Origin of the sequence: Maricaulis maris (assembly GCF_036322705.1) — a bacterium.
In the GTDB taxonomy this organism is placed as follows: Bacteria; Pseudomonadota; Alphaproteobacteria; order Caulobacterales; family Maricaulaceae; genus Maricaulis; species Maricaulis maris_B.
Genome location: NZ_AP027270.1, coordinates 1,280,760 through 1,297,819, shown reverse-complemented (window position 1 = coordinate 1,297,819; position 17,060 = coordinate 1,280,760). Strand labels below are relative to the sequence as shown.

Here is a 17,060-nt window from a genome sequence, read left to right as displayed (position 1 = left end):
CCTCAGGCGAGCATTTTTTCGATCGGCAGGACAAGAATGGCGCGCGCGCCTTCCTTTTCCAGAGCTTCAAGTGTTTCCCAGAACACACGTTCCCGACAAACCGCATGGACGGCGACGACGTCATCACGACCGGCGACCTTGGCAATGGTCGGGGCGTCGGCTCCCGGCAAAAGCGCGCGGATCGCATCGAGCCGGTCGGTCGGCGCGTTGAGCATGATGTATTTGGTTTGCGAGGAAGCGATCACGCCCTGGGCGCGGCGCATCAGGATATTGGCGATCCCGTCGGAGCCGGGATCACGGTCGGCCTTGCGCCGGATCAGCACCGCCTCGCTTTTGAGGACGGTCTCGAACGCCTTCAGGCCATTGGCTTGCAGCGTGGCGCCGGAGGAGACGAGGTCACAGATCGCATCGGCGATGCGCAGGCGCGGCGCCACTTCAACCGAGCCGCGCATCTCGACGATCTCGGCCTCAATGCCGCGGTCCTTCAGGAATTGCGCGGTCAGCGCCGGGTAAGAGGTCGCGATGGCCTTGCTAGCCAGATCCGCGACACTGCGGATCGGGCCATCCTCGGGCGCTGCCATTTTCAGCGTGCAGCCCGCAAAGCCGAGACGCAGCGCGACTTCGAGCTCGCGTGCGCGACCACCGGCCGCCTGCTCCTCGGCCAGAACATTCTCGCCAACAATGCCGTAGTCACAGGCCCCGCTACCGACGAAGTTCGGAATATCGTCATCCCGCACCAGCATCAGATCAACCGGCATGTTCTCGGCACGCTGGTGAAGCTTGTCGCGGCCATAGGCGAAACGAAGGCCACAACGCTTGAGGAGGTCCATGCCCCCTTCGGCCAGACGGCCCTTGCTCTGGACGGCAATACGCAAACGGGTTGTCACGATCCGTTCTCCTTGAGACGGTTGAGAATGGTACGGTAGCCCTGCCAGGGCTCCTGGCTGAGAAAGCGCGCAACACGGGTCACCGTGGTAGTGCTGGCGCCGGTCATTTCGGAGATCTCGCGATAGGAATGACCGCCCTCATTGAGCAGACCAGCGACGCGCCAGCGTTCGGTCAGCGTCTTCATCTCACCCGGCGTCAGCAAATCGCGCAGGAACCGCTCCGCCTCGCCAGCATCCCGCAAGGCGAGGAGCGCCTGGCTCAGGGCGGTGAGATCGGTGGGCCCATCCGGGCGGGTCTGGACAGTGTCGGTCATGGCACGAACTCCTTGACCGCCGATATAACGTGTTAGCGCGCTAACACAATGCCGAATTCAGGCGAGATGCAGTTAACGGCACGGAAGCGGCCAGCTATCGGCTCCCGCGGGCCGGATTGCGCTTTCAGCGGTCACCTCTATATACTTGCAGAGAATTGCAATTATCAGGTCGCCCCATGCAGTACGATGACATGCAGCCGATGGCGGAGATCGTCGCCGATCTCATGAAGACCCTCGCCCACCCCAGCCGACTGCTGGCGCTGTGCGCGATGATGGAGAAAGAGCGTTCGGTCGGCGAGCTCGCCGAAGCTCTGGGCATGCGCGACCAGGCGATGTCGCAACAACTCGCCATCCTGCGCAACAAGGGGCTCGTGACGACACGGCGAAACGGCCAGACCATCTATTATGGCCTGGCCGATCGACGGATCGAGTCAGTGATGTCAGCCCTCTACGCGACCTATTGCGCGCCGGGCGAGACGCTCACACCCACGGTCAGCGTTTAGGCCGGGCGAAAGCCGAGTTTGGCGAAGACAGAACTCGCCGGACAGAAGCCGGTGAAGCTCGCCTGCAGCAACATGGCGCTCACCCCGGCGCCGAGCATCAACCAGACCGGCGAGAACGCCAGCGACAGGGCGATGGACACCAGCACAAGCGCCGAGGCCATGGCCATGACCGCCTGCTGGATGGTCATCCCGGTCGGGGCATCCTCGGCCCGCTCGGTCGTCAACTTGGCAGACTTCCAGTTGAGGATCCCGCCCTTGACGTGTCCGGCGACCGGCACGCCGGCGTCGCGACACATCTGCAGGGCCCGGCCAGAGCGCCCGCCGGACTTGCAGTGCAGGATGATCTCGCGATCATCGCCCCGGGGAAGATGCTCCGGTCTGAAGCACGACAGCGGGGCCAGCAGGGCGCCGGGGATGCGTTCCTCGGCAAACTCGCCCGGTTCGCGGACATCCACGAGAAGATACCGTCCGGCCTCAAGGCCTGCCTGTACCTCGGCGGGGTCAAAATCCTTGTGCTCTGTCATAGTCATGTTCCATTGATAGCCAATGCCCGGATCCGGGCCGTCGGGACGCATATAATCGCACTTGCATAGTTTTGCAAATATATTATGTGACTGTTTCGGCAGATCCTGTTTGGGCAATTGAAAGGCCGATCCCATGACCCTCACGACCAAGACCCGGACGCCCCTGATCGAGGCCTTTTTTGACGCTGACACCTTCACCGTGAGCTATATCGTGTCGGATCCCCCAACCAAGCGCGCCGCCATCATCGATAGTGTGCTCGACTTCGACGCCGCCTCCGGACGGACCTCGACCCGGTCGGCCGATATCCTGCTCGATCATGTCCGTCGTGAGGACCTCGGCGTCGACTGGGTGCTTGAAACCCATGTCCATGCGGATCACCTGTCCGCAGCGCCTTACCTGGCGCGCGAGACCGGCGGCAAGATCGGGATCGGTTCCCACGTCACGCATGTCCAGGCCGTGTTCGGCGATCTCTTCGACGCCGGCCAGGACTTCGCCCGTGACGGGTCACAATTCGGGCACCTGTTCGAGGATGGCGAGCGCTTCTCGATCGGATCGATAGACGCCGAGGCGATTTACACGCCGGGACACACCCCCGCCTGCATGGTCTATCATCTCGGCGACACAGCCTTCGTTGGCGATACACTTTTCATGCCGGATTTCGGCACGGCGCGCTGTGACTTTCCCGGCGGCGACGCGCGCACGCTTTACCGCTCGATCCAGCGCATTTTTGCTCTGCCCGACGACACCCGCCTCTTCATGTGTCACGACTACAAGGCGCCTGGCCGCGATCACTTCGCCTGGGAAACCACGGTCGGCGAACAAAAAGCCCGCAATATCCATGTCCATGACGGTATCAGCGAGGATGAGTTCGTAGCGATGCGAACGGCGCGCGATGCGGAGCTGTCCATGCCGCGCCTGATCCTGCCGTCGGTCCAGGTCAATATGCGGGCCGGAAATTTGCCGCCGCCCTCCCCCAACGGCCGCCGCTATCTCAAGCTTCCCTTGGACGCGATCTGATCCGATGGACGTCCTGCAACGCGTCCTGCCTGGACTGGAATGGCTGAACGGCTACAACCGCAAACTGCTGGCGCAGGATGGACTGGCCAGCCTCGTCACCGCGATCCTGCTCATCCCGCAAAGCTTGGCCTACGCCCTGCTCGCCGGATTGCCGCCGCAAGCCGGGCTTTACGCCTCGATCGCCCCGCTTGTCGCCTATGCCCTGTTCGGATCGAGCCGGGTGCTCGCCGTGGGACCGGTTGCGGTGGTCTCGCTGATGACCGCGGCAGCGATCGGCTCGCTGGGCCTGACCGACACCGCGCAGATCATGGCCGCGGCCGGCGCCCTCGCGCTGCTGTCGAGCGCCTTCCTTCTGCTGTTCGGCCTGTTCCGGCTAGGCAGCGTCGCGAACTTCCTCTCGCGCCCGGTCATCGAGGCATTCATCACCGCCTCGACCATCCTCATCATCGGAAGCCAGCTGCGCCATTTCATCGGCACGGACATGCACGGCGCCACCGTCCCTGAACTGCTGGTCTCACTGATCCGTAATTTCGAAGGTATCAATTACACAGCCCTGACCGTTGGACTGGCCAGCCTCGCCTTTCTGCTCAGCGCCCGCTCGCTGCTACCGACGGCGCTCAAGCGACTGGGCCTCAACGCGGGGAGCATCACTGCGATCACGCGCGCCGCCCCGGCCATGCTGGTCGCCGTGACCGCGCTTTCTGCCTGGGGCTTTGGCCTGCACGAGCGGGCCGGACTGGCTATTGTCGGTGCGCTGCCATCGGGCCTGCCGCCCCTCGCCTTTCCGCTTGTGCCGCTGGAGATCTGGCGGGCCCTGATCGGCCCCGCAGCGCTGATCTCGCTGGTCGGTTTCGTGGAAAGTGTCTCCGTGGGCCAGTCGCTGGCCGCGCGCCGGCGCGAGACCATCAACCCGAACCGTGAGCTACTGGGGCTGGGCGCGGCCAATGCGGCCTCAGCCTTCACCGGCGGCTATCCCGTCACCGGCGGATTTGCGCGCTCGGTCGTCAATGAATCGGCGGGTGCCGAGACTCCGATCGCCGGCGTTTTAACCGCCGTCATCATCCTTCTGGTCGCCGCCTTCCTGACGCCGATCTTCTATCACCTGCCAAAGGCCGCCCTTGCTGCCACCATTCTCGCGGCGATCTGGCGAATGGCGAATTTTCAGGATGCCTGGCACGCGTGGAAATACTCCCATGCCGACGGTGCAGCCGCCTTCCTGACGCTGACCGGCGTACTCTTCCTCGGCGTCGAGGTCGGCCTGACCCTCGGCGTGACGCTGTCGGTCGGCCTGGTTCTGCAACGCACCATGCGCCCACACTGGGCCGAGGTCGGGCAGGTCCCCAACTCGCACCATTTCCGCAATATCCATCGCCATCAGGTCGTCTGCTCACCGCATGTCGTCGCCTTGCGGATCGATGAAGCGCTGTATTTCGCGAATGCCCGCTTCCTTGAAGACCTCGCCAGCCAGATCATCGCGCGGGAGAGCCGTCCGACCGATCTGGTGCTGCTTTTCACGGCCGTCAATTTCGTCGATGCCAGTGCACTGGGCAGCCTGCGCGTGATCAATGACCGCCTCAATGATGCCGGCGTCCGCCTCCATCTCTCCGAGGTCAAGGGGCCGATCGCCGACAAGCTGATCGAGGCCGGCTTCTTCGATGAACTGACGGGCGAGGTTTTCCTGTCCCACTACGCCGCCATGCGCACCCTCGACCCACAGACCACGCTGCGGGCCGAAGGGATTGCAGAGGCGTAAGAACCTTCGCGCAGGCGATGCTTGGGCTATGATTGCCTCACGGAGCTGAATCGTTATCGTTCAACGCAAATCCTGCCGAGACGCCACGGAGCCCGCCATGTCTCATACCGATCCCGATGCCATCTTCCCGGTTTCCGACGAACGCGCTGCCGCGGCCGGCATCGATGCAGAGCGCTACGCCGCAATGTACCGGCAATCGATCGAGGATCCGGACGCCTTCTGGCGCGAGGAAGCCAAGCGTATCGACTGGATCGAGCCCTTCACCGAGATCTCCGATGTCAGCTGGGCGAAGGACAATCTGCATATTCGCTGGTTTGCCGACGGCACACTGAACGCCTGCGCCAATTGCATCGATCGCCACCTGCCCGAGCGCGCCGACGACGTCGCGATCATCTGGGAGGGCGATGATCCGTCGGTCGATGCCCGGATCACCTATGGTGAGCTGCACGAGCATGTTTGCCGCCTCGCAAACGGGCTGAAATCACTGGGGGTCAACAAGGGCGACCGGGTCACGCTTTACATGCCGATGATCCCCGAAGCCGCCTATGCGATGCTGGCCTGCGCCCGCATCGGTGCCGTTCACTCGGTCGTGTTCGGCGGCTTTTCACCGGACGCGCTGGCCGGCCGGATCACCGATTGCGGTAGCCGCTTCGTGATCACCGCCGATGAAGGCCTGCGCGGCGGCAAACCGATCCCGCTCAAGGACAATGTCGACAAGGCCGTGCACAGCGTCGGCGGCGTCGAGAAAGTTATCATGGTCCGGCGCACCGGCGGCGATGTTGGCTGGGATGACCGCCGCGATGTCGCCTATGAGAGCCTGGTCGACGCGGCCAGTCCGGACTGTCCACCCACGCACATGAAAGCCGAGGACCCGCTTTTCATCCTCTATACGTCCGGCTCGACCGGTCAGCCGAAGGGCGTGCTGCACACCACGGGCGGCTATATGGTCTGGGCCTCGATGACGCATGAATACGTCTTCGACTACAAGCGCGGCGAGATTTACTGGTGCACCGCCGATGTCGGCTGGGTCACCGGTCACACCTACATCGTCTATGGACCCCTCGCCAATGGCGCGACCACGCTGATGTTCGAAGGGGTGCCGACCTGGCCGGGTCCGGATCGCCTCTGGCAGGTTGTCGACAAGCACCAGGTCAACACGTTCTATACGGCCCCGACCGCCATCCGCGCCCTGATGCGCGAAGGGGACGAACCAGTGAAGAAGCACTCCCGGGCCTCACTGCGCCTTTTGGGCAGCGTCGGCGAACCGATCAATCCGGAAGCCTGGAACTGGTATCACACCGTGGTCGGCGATGGCCGCTGCCCGATCGTCGATACCTGGTGGCAGACGGAGACCGGCGGCGCCCTGATCACCCCCCTTCCCGGTGCCACCGCGCTCAAGCCGGGCTCGGCGACCACACCGATGTTCGGGGTCGAGCCGGCGCTGATGGATGCCGAGGGCCAGCGCCTTGCCGATACCGGGCCGGAGAGCGGCAATCTCGTCATCTGCCGGTCCTGGCCGGGGCAGATGCGCACGGTCTACGGCGATCACCAGCGCTTTTTCGAGACCTACTTCTCGACTTATCCCGGCTATTACTTCACCGGCGACGGCGCCCGCCGGGACGCGGACGGCTACTGGTGGATCACCGGACGCGTGGATGACGTGCTCAACGTCTCCGGCCACCGCCTCGGAACCGCCGAGATCGAAAGCGCCCTTGTCGCCCATGATGATGTGGCCGAGGCCGCCGTCGTCGGCTATCCGCATGACGTCAAGGGCCAGGGCATCTACTGCTATGTGACCCTGATGGGGGGACGCGATCCCGCCGAGGAAGACGTCGCTGCGCTGAAGGCCTGGGTGCGCCAGGAAATCGGACCGGTTGCGACGCCGGACCTGATCCAGTTCGCCCCCTCATTGCCCAAGACCCGGTCGGGCAAGATCATGCGCCGTATCCTGCGAAAAATTGCCGAGAACGAGTTTGGCAATCTGGGCGACACGTCTACATTGGCCGACCCGGGCGTCGTCGACGACCTGATCGCAAACCGGAAAAACCGATGAAACGTGTCCTTGCCCTCGTCGCCACCACATCCGTGATCGGCCTATCGGCCTGCGCCACCGAGACCGTGCCGATGTGCCGGGCTCCACAGGCGCACGAAATGGCGGCTTTCTCCGCCATTATCAGCCACAACGAGACCGCCGTCGCTGATACACTGGCTCCCGGCGCACTGCGCAATGCCTTTATCTCCCGCGACCCGATGCTGCGCAGCCATGTCTGGGGCAGTGACGGCAATACGCGTGGCACGGTCATCGGCATGCTCAGCCAGCCGCCGCTTTGCGTGTTCGACGATCCGGGCTTTCCGGCCAGCGAGGCGTCACGCCAGATCCTGGTCTACCCGCAGCGGGCCTACGACCGGGTCGCGCCGGCACCGGAAACCCCGCTTCTCGACGCGCCACTGCCTTATGGCACGTATCGCGGCGACTACATGACCTGCCGCTTCGAACAGACCGCGACGGGCTGGAAACTGGCCGATCTGTGCGGCTACCGGATGCCGGGCGCGCCCGCTGTCACGGGCTAGAATGGTTGCGGGGCCCGGGCCGGTCGTTTCGACCTTGCCCGAGCCCCGCGCCTGAGACGACCAACCGTCATCAGCTCAAGCCTGCCTAGTCCTCAAACTCCATCAGCTTCATCGGTGCTGTGAGGTCGGCAGTCAGCCGGTCATAGGCCGGCAAGGTCAGGAATTCCGCGAACTCTGTCGACAGCACCAGCTCGGCGAGAATGTCGCCTGCGGCCCGGATGCGATCGCACAGCTCGGCCTGGTCAGGAACTTCATCCTGAATGGACGAGCAGATGTCCTCGATCCGGTTGCCGAGCATTGCCGCGGTCAACGCGGTGCCCTCCTTTGTCGACTTGTCAAAGGTCCGCCACTGCCACAGCTGGGCCCGCGCGATTTCCGCTGTCGCGGCATCTTCCATCAGATTGCGGATCGGGACCGCCCCGCGTCCACCAAGCCAGGCGGCGATATAACGGATGGCCACGTCGATATTGTCGTCGACACCCGCGTCGGTGATGTCACCCGCCGGGGCCTCCAGCAATTGCTGCGTGGTGACCGGGCGCTCGTGCGGATCGGCCGGGCGCTCAAGCTGGTTCGGGCCCTTCATGTGCTGGTTGAAGACCTCCATCGCGACCGGAACCAGGTCCGGGTGCGCGACCCAGGTGCCGTCATGGCCGTTCTTCACTTCGCGCAGCTTGTCCTCACGGACTTTCTCGGTCGCCGCAGCATTGGCTTCGGGGTCATTCTTGACCGGGATAAAGGCCGACATGCCGCCCATGGCGTGGGCGCCCCGACGGTGACAGACCGCCACCACCCGACGTGAGTAGGCTGCCATGAAAGGCACGCTCATCGTCACGGCAGAACGATCCGGCAGAACATGGTCCGGGCGGGACTTGAGGCGTTTGATATAGCTGAAAATGTAATCCCAGCGGCCGCAATTGAGACCGACGATATGGTCTTTCAGCTCGTACAGGATCTCGTCCAGCTCGAAGGCCGCCGGCAAGGTTTCGATCAGCACCGTGGCGCGCAGCGTGCCGCGCTCAAGGCCCAGCTCGTCTTCGGCATGCTGGAAGACCAGGCTCCACAAACGGGCTTCAAGACGGCTTTCCAGCTTGGGAAGGTAGAAATACGGCGCCGTGCCGCGTTCCTTCAGGGATGCGTGGTTGTGGAAGACATAGAGGCCGAAATCGAACAGCGAACCCGACAGGGCCTGCCCGTTGATATGGACATGGCGCTCATCGAGGTGCCAGCCCCGCGGCCGGACGATCAACACGGCGGCGGCGTCCTTGACCTGGTAACGCTTGTTGTTCTTCGGGTCAGTGAAATCGATCTGGCGCAGATTGGCATCGCGCAGATTGATCTGGCCCTCAAGCAGGTTGGACCATAGCGGCGAGGTTGCGTCCTCGAAGTCGGCCATGAAGCATTTGGCGCCGGAATTGAGCGCGTTGACCACCATCTTGCGGTCGACCGGACCGGTAATCTCGACCCGGCGGTCCTGCAGGTCGGCGGGAGCCGGACGGACCTTCCACTCACCGGCGCGGATGTCGGCGGTCTCGTGCGGGTACATCAGCAGCGCACCCTGGTCGAGTTCGGCCTGACGCTCCTTGCGGTAGCGCAGCAGGGACTGGCGACGCTTTTCGAAGCGACGGTGCAGACCGGCCAGGAATTCGAGCGCCTCGTGGCTGAGGATATCGCGATAGCCGGGCTCGAGATGGCCCAGGACTTCGACGCCGGATGGGGCAATGAGAGACATGTAAGGCTCCTGTAAATGGAGACAAAACCGGGGTGCGTCCGGTGGACAGCACCCCGGCAAAGGAACGTGAGAATGGGGTGTTATTCAGCCGCGAACTGAGCGGATTCCGTCGACTCGCCCATTGCGGTCGTAGAGGACGTGCCGCCGGAGATCGCCAGCGAGACCTTGTCGAAATAGCCGGTGCCGACTTCGCGCTGGTGACGGGTGGCGGTGTAGCCATCGGTCTCGGACGCGAACTCCGCCTGTTGCAACTCGGAATAGGCTCCCATGCCACGCGCCTTGTAGCCACGGGCCAGCTCGAACATGGAGTGGTTCAGACTGTGGAAGCCAGCCAGGGTCACGAACTGGAACTTGTAGCCCATCGCACCGAGCTCGCGCTGGTAGGTTTCGATGGTCGCCTTGTCGAGATTGGCTTCCCAGTTGAAGGACGGCGAGCAGTTATAGGCCATCATCTTGCCGGGATATTTCTTTTGGATCGCCTCGGCGAAGCGGCGCGCTTCGTCCAGGTTCGGCTTGGAGGTTTCCCACCACAGGAGGTCGGCGATCTCGGCATAGGCCAGGCCGCGCTTGATGCAGTGGTCAACCCCGACACCGCTCTTCAGGCGGAAGAAGCCCTCCGGGGTGCGACCGGCCTCGAAATCGATGAACTCATGGTCGCGCTCGTCAATGTCCGAATTGATCAGATTGGCGGATTCCGCATCGGTGCGGGCGACGGTGATCGTCGACACACCCATCACGTCAGCCGCCAGACGGGCGGCAGCGAGATTGCGCATGTGACCGCTGGTCGGGATCAGGACCTTGCCGCCCAAGTGACCACACTTCTTCTCGGCCGCAACCTGGTCTTCGAAGTGAACGCCGGCAGCGCCTGCCTCGATAAAGGCCTTCATGATCTCGAAGCAGTTCAGAGTCCCACCGAAGCCGGCCTCGGCGTCGGCAACGATCGGAGCGAACCAGTCACGGCTGGCCTTACCCGTTTCGCTGACTTCGATCTGGTCGGCGCGTTGCAGGGCGCGGTTGATCTTCTTGGCCAGCTCCGGGGCCGAGTTGGCCGGATAGAGTGACTGGTCCGGATACATGGTTCCGGCGGTATTGGCATCGGCCGCAACCTGCCAGCCAGAGAGATAGATGGCTTTCAGACCGGCGCGGACCATCTGCATGGCCTGGTTGCCCGACAGCGCGCCGAGCGCATTGATGTAGGGCTCGGTCTTGAGCAGATCCCACAGCTTTGTCGCACCACGCTCGGCCAGGGTCTGGCTGATCGTGATCGAGCCACGCAGCTTGAGCACATCTTCCGGGGTGTAGGGGCGATTGATACCGTCGAAGCGGTCAGCAGCTGTGTTGGGGACCAGGTCAGCGAAAGTCGTCATGTCATTACTCCGTGCCGGCACTGCCGGTTTGGCTTGAGTTGCGTTGACGCCAAACTGTCAAACGGAACAGAGCGTGTCGATCAGGCTTTTCCTATAAAGAGGTTTGTGTGTATGATAATTACATTGTATGTGTGTCACGTTGTAAATTTTGGCACAGACAATGAGCGACAATCAGGCCTTCGAAAAGATATTTGCCGGTGCCCGACTGCGCCGACTGCGTCGTGAACGCGGACTGACCCAGTCTGAAGCGGCCGAAGCGCTCGGCCTGTCCGCCAGCTACCTCAACCTGCTCGAACGCAACCAGCGGCCGGTCACGGCCCGCGTATTGCTCGCACTCGCCGAAGCCTTTGATGTCGATGTGCGAAGCTTTGCCAATGAAAGCGACCGGCAGCTGATCGCCGACCTCACCGAAGCGGCCGCCGACCCGGTCCTGGCCGGGCTGGAGCTGGACCGGATGGAACTCAATGAACTGGCCGACAGCCAGCCGCGCGCCGCCGAAGCCCTGACCCGCCTGTTCCAGTCCTATCGCGAGATGTCGAACGCAACGGCCGACCTCGCGACCCGGGTCTCAGGCTCTGGCGCGACGACGGGCGGTCCGGGTGCGGTGCTGGAATCGGTGCGCAATGCGATCGACGCCCATCACAACCACTTCCCCGAGCTTGAGGAGGCCGCCGACGCGCTGAGCGAGCGCGCCGGCCTGCGCAGTCGCAACCGGGACCAGGCGCTGGCGGCCTATCTGCAGGAGCAGCACGGCTTCACTGTCCGCGTGCTGGACGAGGATGTGATGGCCGGCGCGCGCCGCCGGCTGGACTTCCACGGGCGGCGCCTGCTCCTGTCCGAGACGCTGGCCCCGGCCTCGCGCGGATTTCACATGGCTGTCGTTCTGGCATCGCTGGAACAGGCCGAACTGCTGGACAGGCTGTGTGACGAGATCGATCTGCCAAGTCCTGAAGGCCGCCGTCTGCTGCGTATCGGCCTCGCCAATTATTTCGCCGGCGCGGTGCAGATGCCTTATGACGCCTTCCTCAAGGCCGCCGAGACCCGCCGCTACGATCTCGACCTGCTTCAGCGCCGCTTCGAGGCCAGCCATGAACAGGTCTGTCACCGGCTGACCACGCTGCAGCGCCCGGGCGCGCGCGGCCTGCCCTTCTTCATGATCCGGGTCGATGCGGCGGGCAATGTCTCCAAACGCTTCGGTGGCGGCATCATGCCCTTCGCCCGCGCCGGCGGCGGCTGTCCGAAATGGAATCTCTATGACGCGCTGCGCCTGCCCGACCGCATCCTCGCCCAGGCCTTCGAACTGCCGGATGGCACCCGCATGCTGTCCCTGGCCCGCGGCCAGTCGACACCCGGCCCGAGCGGCCAGCCGCCTGTCCTGCACGCCATCGCCCTGGGGTGCGACTGGGACAATGCCGGCAAGATTATCCATGCCGACGGCATGGGCGATGTCAGCCCGGCACCGATCGGGCTCGCCTGCCGCCTGTGTGAGCGGGAGGATTGCGCCCAGCGCGCCTTCCCGCCCCTCAACCGCAAGCTGACGATGGACCCGCACCAGCTTCGCGCATCGCCCTATGCGTTCGGGGAGAGCTGAGGAGGAGCGCCACGTGGCGACCGATTAATACCTGCTGCGAGCCCGCCGACACAACTCGACTGAGGGCGCGCCGCGCGAGGCCATCCATAAATCGCTTGCCGAGAGAAAGCCGCATCCGTTTCTTCAGCTCAAGGGACTTGTCCGCGAAGCGCGCCTGCGGCGCCCTTGACCTGAAGAAACGGATGCGGCCCGCGTGCTGACAAGCGATTTATGGATCGAAGAGCGCCGCTGCGCTTCTTTTTACGGGTCGCGTTGACACGTCCTCACTATATTCATTTTGAATATACAGGAGCGTCGCTATGGCATCCACCAGCCTGACACTGGGCCCACATTGGGAAGCCTATATCCGTCAGGAAATCGAAAGCGGCCGCTACGGAACCGTCAGTGAAATCGTGCGCGCTGGCCTTCGCGAGCTGGAAGATCGCGGCAAACGACTGGACGCCCTGCAAAACCATGTCCGCCAAGGCATGAGCGACGCCGAGCGCGCCGATTTCGTCGAGGACTATGATATCGAGGCGATTATCAAGCGGGCGGGTCGGCGCCGACCTCGCGGACATTGCAGACTATACTAAGCGGAGATGGGGCATGGCGCGATGCGCCAGCTATCTTCACAGTCTGGGCGCCCGCTTGCGATGGCTGGCGGAATTTCCCGACGCGGTCCGGCAACGCGACGAGATCGCGGCAGGCTTCCGGTCATTCAAACACAAGGCCCATGTTGTTTTCTACCGAGCGAGGGATGGCGGCGTTGATATCTTCGCTTTTCTGCATGGCTCGATGGACCTAAACGACTTTGCCTGACCCCAAAAAAAGGGGCCCCGCATCGCGGAGCCCCTGGTCCGGGATCAATTGTGTCCGTTTCGCCTATTCGGCGGCGCCAGCGACGGCGTGGACATAAGCCGTCCGCACATCACCGTGACGCATGTCGAGATCCTTGGCGATGTCCTCGTCCTGCTTGGCCAGGGCATCGAGATCCTGGTCGGCATAGTGCAGCACGCCCATGTCGGCATAGGCTTTCTGGATCTTCGGCCCCCAAAGCCCGATATCCTTCACAACCGGCACGATGCGCTGGAACAGGAGGGTGCGGAACAGCTTGTTCATTTCCGAGTTTTCCGCCCACTCGACGCATTCCTCGACCGGCAAGCCCATGACTTCATAGACTTCGCGGGCCTGGAAACGGTCGCGCATGTGGTAGCAGGCCTCGACGAGGAATTCCTCGCGCTCGGCGCGCTCGGCATCGGTCAGATGCGGATAATAGTCACGCAGGGACAGGCGACCGAAGGCAACGTGGCGCGCTTCGTCTTCCATCACATAGGCATTGACCATCTTGGCCAGCGGGTTCTGGGCAAGGTCGCGGATCGTGCCGAAGGCGGCCAGGGCCAGACCTTCGATGACGACCTGCATGGCCAGATAGGTGAAGTCCCAGCGGCTGTCGCGCAGCGCTTGGTCGACCAGTTGGCGAAGCGGTTCGGTCATCGGATAGGCGACACCGAACTTCTTCATCAGGTTCTTGTAGGCCTCGACATGGCGGGCCTCGTCCATGACCTGGGTCGCGGCGTAGAATTTGGCGTCCAGATCCGGCACCGACTCGACGATCTTGGCGGCACAGATCAGGGCGGCCTGCTCACCCTGCATGAATTGCGAGATGTTCCAGGCCTGGGCGTGACGACGGAATTCGATCTTTTCCTTCTTCGTCATCTTCTCCCACATCGGCGAGCCGTGCAGGGCAATCCCCTCGTCGGGAAGCTGCATCGGGTTCTCGGCATCGAGCTCAAGCGACCAGTCGATGCGGTTCACCGCATCCCACTGCATGTCCTTGCCCTTCTGGTACAAGTGCATGAGCGTGGACCGTCCATCGTCATACTCGAAATCGAATGTGGCGTTGAATTGCTCCGGAATCGACCAATGCTTGTCGATATCCGGCATGGGATAGAGATCGCGAAGCGATGCCATGGTGCGTAACCTCCCCAGGTGCGACCAATCATGTGTCCGTGCAGCATTCTTGTTATGCGCTGCGCTTTAGTGAACAACGTTCACAAGCCAAACGTCTGCCATCTTGAGGCGCTTGGCAAGCCCTGATCGCGAAACGACGCAAAAATGACCGGAGCCCGCCAGCACCCCCGACGCCGGTCACAACCCCGCCATTCCCCGGCCCGTTTCCTAGCGGAAATAGCCCAATATCGTTGCCGGCGAGGCATTGGCGATTGAAAGCGCGCGGACGCCAAGCTCCTGCTTGACCTGAAGGGCCTGGAGATTGGCGCTTTCCTTGGCGAGGTCGGCATCAACGAGATTGCCGATCCCCTTTTCCAGCGCATCGGAAAGCTTGCCGACAAAGGCCTTGTGAATGCCGAGCGCCTTTGACCCCGTGCCGAGGCGCGCGAGAGAGGCATTGAGATTGTCGAGCGCCGTTTCGATCGTACCGACCAGCGTCGCGGCATCCCCGGCAGAGGCGAAGGACGCCGTCGCCGACACAACCGCGCCGCCCAGGGACAAGTCCTCGGCACCAATCGTGATGGTCGATGAGCCATTGGCATTGGCGAGACCGGAGATCTGGGATTTCGACCCGTTGATGAGGTTGGTGCCGTTGAACTCAGCGGTTTCGACAATCTTGCCGATCTGGTCGCGTAGCGCCTTGAAGTCCTCGTTCAGGGCATCCCGCGACGCCTGGTCGAGTGAATTGTCGGAGCCGGCCAAAGCCTTTTCCTTCAGCTCCACAAGCAGGTCCGAGATGGCCTCGCCGCCCGCCAGAGCGACATCGACTGTCGAGGCCGAGAGGTCGAGCGATTGCGCCACGGCACTATAGCCGCGGACGTCGGCGCGCATGGACTGGGCGATGGCGAAGACACCGCCATTGTCCTTGGCGGACCCGACCGCCAGTCCGGTATTGATCCGCGCCTGGACCGTTTCCAGGTCACGATTGGTCTTGTTCAGACTTTGAAGTGCCACCATGGCACCTGAATTGGTGTTGATCGTCGCCATTTCTTGGCTCCCCCACGCTTCTGCAGTCCACCACCGGACCGGCGCAGCCAACCTGTTTTCGGTCGATCTCGAATGCCGTTCGGTACAGAGACGCTACCGGGTAATAATAAATTATTCGCTAAATGACGGCCCGAGTTCGCCTGCCTGGCGAGGCCAACCGGCATTCGGCACGCGTTTTCAGACGATTGCCGCCGCGTGTCCGGCCCCCTTCGCGTCGGCCTATCCGCCACCGTGCACCCGACCAGACTCCTCCCCGACAGCACGTCGTCATGTCGCGACCGGTCACTTCCCGCGGATGTAAGTAACTATTCACTTGCGCCGCGCAATCCGATCCGCTAATGGAGATGTAAATAACCATTCACTCACGCCCTGGAGGGGACAAGAAATGACCGGAATGCTGCGCGACGACATTTTTGACGGGTCTGATCCCAATATCGGCGTGACCGCCCGGACCGGCACGACCAAGGCTCGGATCGAGCGCGCGGCGCTGGAGCTGTTTGCCCGCCACGGCGTCGACGGCGTCTCGATCAAGCAGATCGCGGAGGCCTGTACGATTTCAGACGGCGCCATGTACCGCCACTTCAAATCCAAGGACGCCCTCGCCCGACTGATGTTCGAGGCGATTCACAAGAAGCTCCTCGACATGGTCGCCAGCCATCTCAAGCCGGACGCCTCGCTGGAGCAGATCGCCACGGCGCTGGTCACCGCCTATTGCACCCTCGCCGACCAGGACCCGGCGCAATTCACCTACCACCTGACCCACCGCAACGCCTTCATTTCGGCGTCCGGTGATGGTGGTGCCGATCCCTCCGACCTGATGACGGATTGTATCGCCCAGGCCATGCAGCGCGGCGATATCCCGAACGGTGATCCGGAGCTGCGCTCGGCGATGGCGCTGGGCGTGGTGATGCAGGCCGCCGAGTACAGCCTTTACGGCCGTATCGCGTGCCCGCTCTCGGCTCATATCGCAGAGTTCACCCGCGCCATCATGGCCGTGCTGCGCTCCTAGACGCACCGACAAAGCCTCTCAACCGACAAGGAAGACCGCCATGCGCTCCTTTATCTTCAATATCGCTTATTGGTCCCTGTCCGGCATCTACGCCGTGATCTGCGCGATCCTCGCCCTGGTCCCCGGCCGCACCGTGCTGATGCATGGCCTGCGCTCCTATGCACGGCTTACCGTCCATCTGATGCGCTGGATCTGCGGCATCAAGGTCGAGGTCCGCGGCACGCCGCCGAAGAACCAGCCGGTGGTGATCGGCGCCAAGCACCAGTCCTGGGGCGATGGCATCGTGATGATGGCCAAGTGCGGCGACGTCAATTTCGTGTGCGGCGACCACATGCTGAAATTCCCGCTGATTGGCTGGGTTCTGAAACGCTGTGGCGCGATTGTCCTGTCCAACCAGGGCGGCAGCGAGGCCCGCGACAGCCTGATGGCCGGCATTGTGCGCTCGCAGGGCGAAGGACGCCCGCGTCCGGTGCTGATTTATCCGGAAGGCCATCTCACCGCGGTCGGCACCGGCATGCGCTATCGCTCCGGCGTCTGGCACATGGCCCGCGCGCTTGATCGGCCGATCGTCCCGGTGGCGACCAATCTGGGTCATTTCTGGCCGCAACAGACTTGGCACAAATTCGCTGGCACGGCCGTGATCGAATTCCTTGACCCGATCGCGCCCGGCGAGGACCGCGACGCAGCCCTGAGCGAGCTTGAGGCCCGTGTCGAAACCCGCTCGCGGGAGTTGGAAGCGGAGTTTGCGCCGGTCGCCAAACCGTCGCACGGTCCGACACGACCAGCGGTCATCTGCGCGTAAGACGCAGACAGGGCCA

Annotated in this window: 17 protein-coding genes; 10 read left to right on the top strand and 7 right to left on the bottom strand. The window is 63.2% G+C overall.

Annotated elements, in window-relative coordinates; genetic code table 11:
• Positions 1–2: 2 nt before the first annotated feature.
• Both hisG and AAA969_RS06015 read right to left on the bottom strand, forming a co-directional pair.
• Complete coding sequence (hisG, locus tag AAA969_RS06020; protein WP_338244644.1) at positions 3–887, bottom strand: ATP phosphoribosyltransferase; 885 nt, start codon at positions 885–887, stop codon at positions 3–5.
• Positions 884–1,201, bottom strand: a complete 318-nt coding sequence (locus AAA969_RS06015; protein WP_338244642.1) for a YerC/YecD family TrpR-related protein — start codon at positions 1,199–1,201, stop codon at positions 884–886. The genes hisG and AAA969_RS06015 overlap by 4 nt, the downstream gene beginning before the upstream one ends.
• Positions 1,202–1,377: 176 nt before the next feature.
• Between AAA969_RS06015 and AAA969_RS06010 the strand changes: the two genes are divergently transcribed.
• A complete protein-coding gene (locus AAA969_RS06010) occupies positions 1,378–1,704 on the top strand; it encodes an ArsR/SmtB family transcription factor (protein WP_338244641.1) in 327 nt (108 codons plus the stop codon).
• Here AAA969_RS06010 and AAA969_RS06005 read toward each other — a convergent pair.
• On the bottom strand, positions 1,701–2,228 hold the full coding sequence (locus AAA969_RS06005; RefSeq protein ID WP_338244639.1) for a rhodanese-like domain-containing protein: 528 nt from the start codon (positions 2,226–2,228) through the stop codon (positions 1,701–1,703). The two genes, AAA969_RS06010 and AAA969_RS06005, sit on opposite strands and share 4 nt — an antisense overlap.
• A 133-nt stretch (positions 2,229–2,361) precedes the next feature.
• Here AAA969_RS06005 and AAA969_RS06000 point away from each other — a divergent pair, with 133 nt between their 5' ends.
• The 4 genes from AAA969_RS06000 to AAA969_RS05985 all read left to right on the top strand — a co-directional run bounded on the left by AAA969_RS06000 (position 2,362) and on the right by AAA969_RS05985 (position 7,570).
• On the top strand, positions 2,362–3,246 hold the full coding sequence (locus tag AAA969_RS06000; RefSeq protein WP_338244637.1) for an MBL fold metallo-hydrolase: 885 nt from the start codon (positions 2,362–2,364) through the stop codon (positions 3,244–3,246).
• A 4-nt stretch (positions 3,247–3,250) separates the two neighbouring features.
• Positions 3,251–4,999 (top strand): SulP family inorganic anion transporter, encoded by a 1,749-nt coding sequence (locus AAA969_RS05995; protein ID WP_338244634.1) that lies wholly within the window; start codon positions 3,251–3,253, stop codon positions 4,997–4,999.
• Between the two features lie 97 nt (positions 5,000–5,096).
• Positions 5,097–7,052, top strand: a complete 1,956-nt coding sequence (acs, locus tag AAA969_RS05990) for an acetate--CoA ligase (RefSeq protein WP_338244632.1) — start codon at positions 5,097–5,099, stop codon at positions 7,050–7,052.
• On the top strand, positions 7,049–7,570 hold the full coding sequence (locus AAA969_RS05985) for a hypothetical protein (protein WP_338244630.1): 522 nt from the start codon (positions 7,049–7,051) through the stop codon (positions 7,568–7,570). The genes acs and AAA969_RS05985 overlap by 4 nt, the downstream gene beginning before the upstream one ends.
• An 85-nt stretch (positions 7,571–7,655) precedes the next feature.
• Here AAA969_RS05985 and aceB read toward each other — a convergent pair whose 3' ends face one another.
• Positions 7,656–9,299 (bottom strand): malate synthase A, encoded by a 1,644-nt coding sequence (aceB, locus tag AAA969_RS05980; RefSeq protein WP_338244627.1) that lies wholly within the window; start codon positions 9,297–9,299, stop codon positions 7,656–7,658.
• Between the two features lie 80 nt (positions 9,300–9,379).
• Positions 9,380–10,666 (bottom strand): isocitrate lyase, encoded by a 1,287-nt coding sequence (aceA, locus tag AAA969_RS05975; protein WP_338244625.1) that lies wholly within the window; start codon positions 10,664–10,666, stop codon positions 9,380–9,382.
• 160 nt (positions 10,667–10,826) lie between these two features.
• Here aceA and AAA969_RS05970 point away from each other — a divergent pair, with 160 nt between their 5' ends.
• The 3 genes from AAA969_RS05970 (at position 10,827) to AAA969_RS05960 (ending at position 13,055) form a co-directional block, all read left to right on the top strand.
• Complete coding sequence (locus AAA969_RS05970) at positions 10,827–12,257, top strand: helix-turn-helix domain-containing protein (RefSeq protein WP_338244623.1); 1,431 nt, start codon at positions 10,827–10,829, stop codon at positions 12,255–12,257.
• Positions 12,258–12,556: 299 nt separating this feature from the next.
• Positions 12,557–12,829 carry a type II toxin-antitoxin system ParD family antitoxin gene (locus tag AAA969_RS05965; protein WP_338244621.1) on the top strand — a complete coding sequence of 91 codons (273 nt, stop codon included), beginning with the start codon at positions 12,557–12,559 and terminating at the stop codon, positions 12,827–12,829.
• Positions 12,830–12,842: 13 nt separating this feature from the next.
• Complete coding sequence (locus tag AAA969_RS05960; protein ID WP_338244619.1) at positions 12,843–13,055, top strand: type II toxin-antitoxin system RelE/ParE family toxin; 213 nt, start codon at positions 12,843–12,845, stop codon at positions 13,053–13,055.
• A 63-nt stretch (positions 13,056–13,118) separates the two neighbouring features.
• On the opposite strand, the gene AAA969_RS05955 is transcribed toward AAA969_RS05960, so the two are convergent.
• Positions 13,119–14,207 (bottom strand): ferritin-like domain-containing protein, encoded by a 1,089-nt coding sequence (locus AAA969_RS05955; protein WP_338244617.1) that lies wholly within the window; start codon positions 14,205–14,207, stop codon positions 13,119–13,121.
• Between the two features lie 207 nt (positions 14,208–14,414).
• Positions 14,415–15,233: a flagellin gene (locus AAA969_RS05950; RefSeq protein ID WP_338244614.1), complete on the bottom strand. Its 819-nt coding sequence runs from the start codon at positions 15,231–15,233 to the stop codon at positions 14,415–14,417.
• Positions 15,234–15,618: 385 nt separating this feature from the next.
• Here AAA969_RS05950 and AAA969_RS05945 point away from each other — a divergent pair, with 385 nt between their 5' ends.
• Positions 15,619–16,242, top strand: coding sequence for a TetR/AcrR family transcriptional regulator (locus AAA969_RS05945; protein WP_338244612.1), 624 nt, complete (start codon positions 15,619–15,621; stop codon positions 16,240–16,242).
• 40 nt (positions 16,243–16,282) lie between these two features.
• The gene (locus tag AAA969_RS05940) at positions 16,283–17,044 is read left to right on the top strand and encodes a lysophospholipid acyltransferase family protein (RefSeq protein WP_338244611.1); all 762 of its coding nucleotides are present in this window, start codon (positions 16,283–16,285) and stop codon (positions 17,042–17,044) included.
• Positions 17,045–17,060 lie beyond the last annotated feature (16 nt).

Bases quoted from the DNA above. Each gene is read 5' to 3' on its own strand.
- AAA969_RS06015 (WP_338244642.1), bottom strand. From the start codon at position 1,201: ATGACCGACACTGTCCAGACCCGCCCGGATGGGCCCACCGATCTCACC.
- AAA969_RS06010 (WP_338244641.1), top strand. From the start codon at position 1,378: ATGCAGTACGATGACATGCAGCCGATGGCGGAGATCGTCGCCGATCTC.
- AAA969_RS06005 (WP_338244639.1), bottom strand. From the start codon at position 2,228: ATGACAGAGCACAAGGATTTTGACCCCGCCGAGGTACAGGCAGGCCTT.
- AAA969_RS06000 (WP_338244637.1), top strand. From the start codon at position 2,362: ATGACCCTCACGACCAAGACCCGGACGCCCCTGATCGAGGCCTTTTTT.
- AAA969_RS05995 (WP_338244634.1), top strand. From the start codon at position 3,251: ATGGACGTCCTGCAACGCGTCCTGCCTGGACTGGAATGGCTGAACGGC.
- acs (WP_338244632.1), top strand. From the start codon at position 5,097: ATGTCTCATACCGATCCCGATGCCATCTTCCCGGTTTCCGACGAACGC.
- AAA969_RS05985 (WP_338244630.1), top strand. From the start codon at position 7,049: ATGAAACGTGTCCTTGCCCTCGTCGCCACCACATCCGTGATCGGCCTA.
- aceB (WP_338244627.1), bottom strand. From the start codon at position 9,299: ATGTCTCTCATTGCCCCATCCGGCGTCGAAGTCCTGGGCCATCTCGAG.
- aceA (WP_338244625.1), bottom strand. From the start codon at position 10,666: ATGACGACTTTCGCTGACCTGGTCCCCAACACAGCTGCTGACCGCTTC.
- AAA969_RS05970 (WP_338244623.1), top strand. From the start codon at position 10,827: ATGAGCGACAATCAGGCCTTCGAAAAGATATTTGCCGGTGCCCGACTG.
- AAA969_RS05965 (WP_338244621.1), top strand. From the start codon at position 12,557: ATGGCATCCACCAGCCTGACACTGGGCCCACATTGGGAAGCCTATATC.
- AAA969_RS05960 (WP_338244619.1), top strand. From the start codon at position 12,843: ATGGCGCGATGCGCCAGCTATCTTCACAGTCTGGGCGCCCGCTTGCGA.
- AAA969_RS05955 (WP_338244617.1), bottom strand. From the start codon at position 14,207: ATGGCATCGCTTCGCGATCTCTATCCCATGCCGGATATCGACAAGCAT.
- AAA969_RS05950 (WP_338244614.1), bottom strand. From the start codon at position 15,233: ATGGCGACGATCAACACCAATTCAGGTGCCATGGTGGCACTTCAAAGT.
- AAA969_RS05945 (WP_338244612.1), top strand. From the start codon at position 15,619: ATGACCGGAATGCTGCGCGACGACATTTTTGACGGGTCTGATCCCAAT.
- AAA969_RS05940 (WP_338244611.1), top strand. From the start codon at position 16,283: ATGCGCTCCTTTATCTTCAATATCGCTTATTGGTCCCTGTCCGGCATC.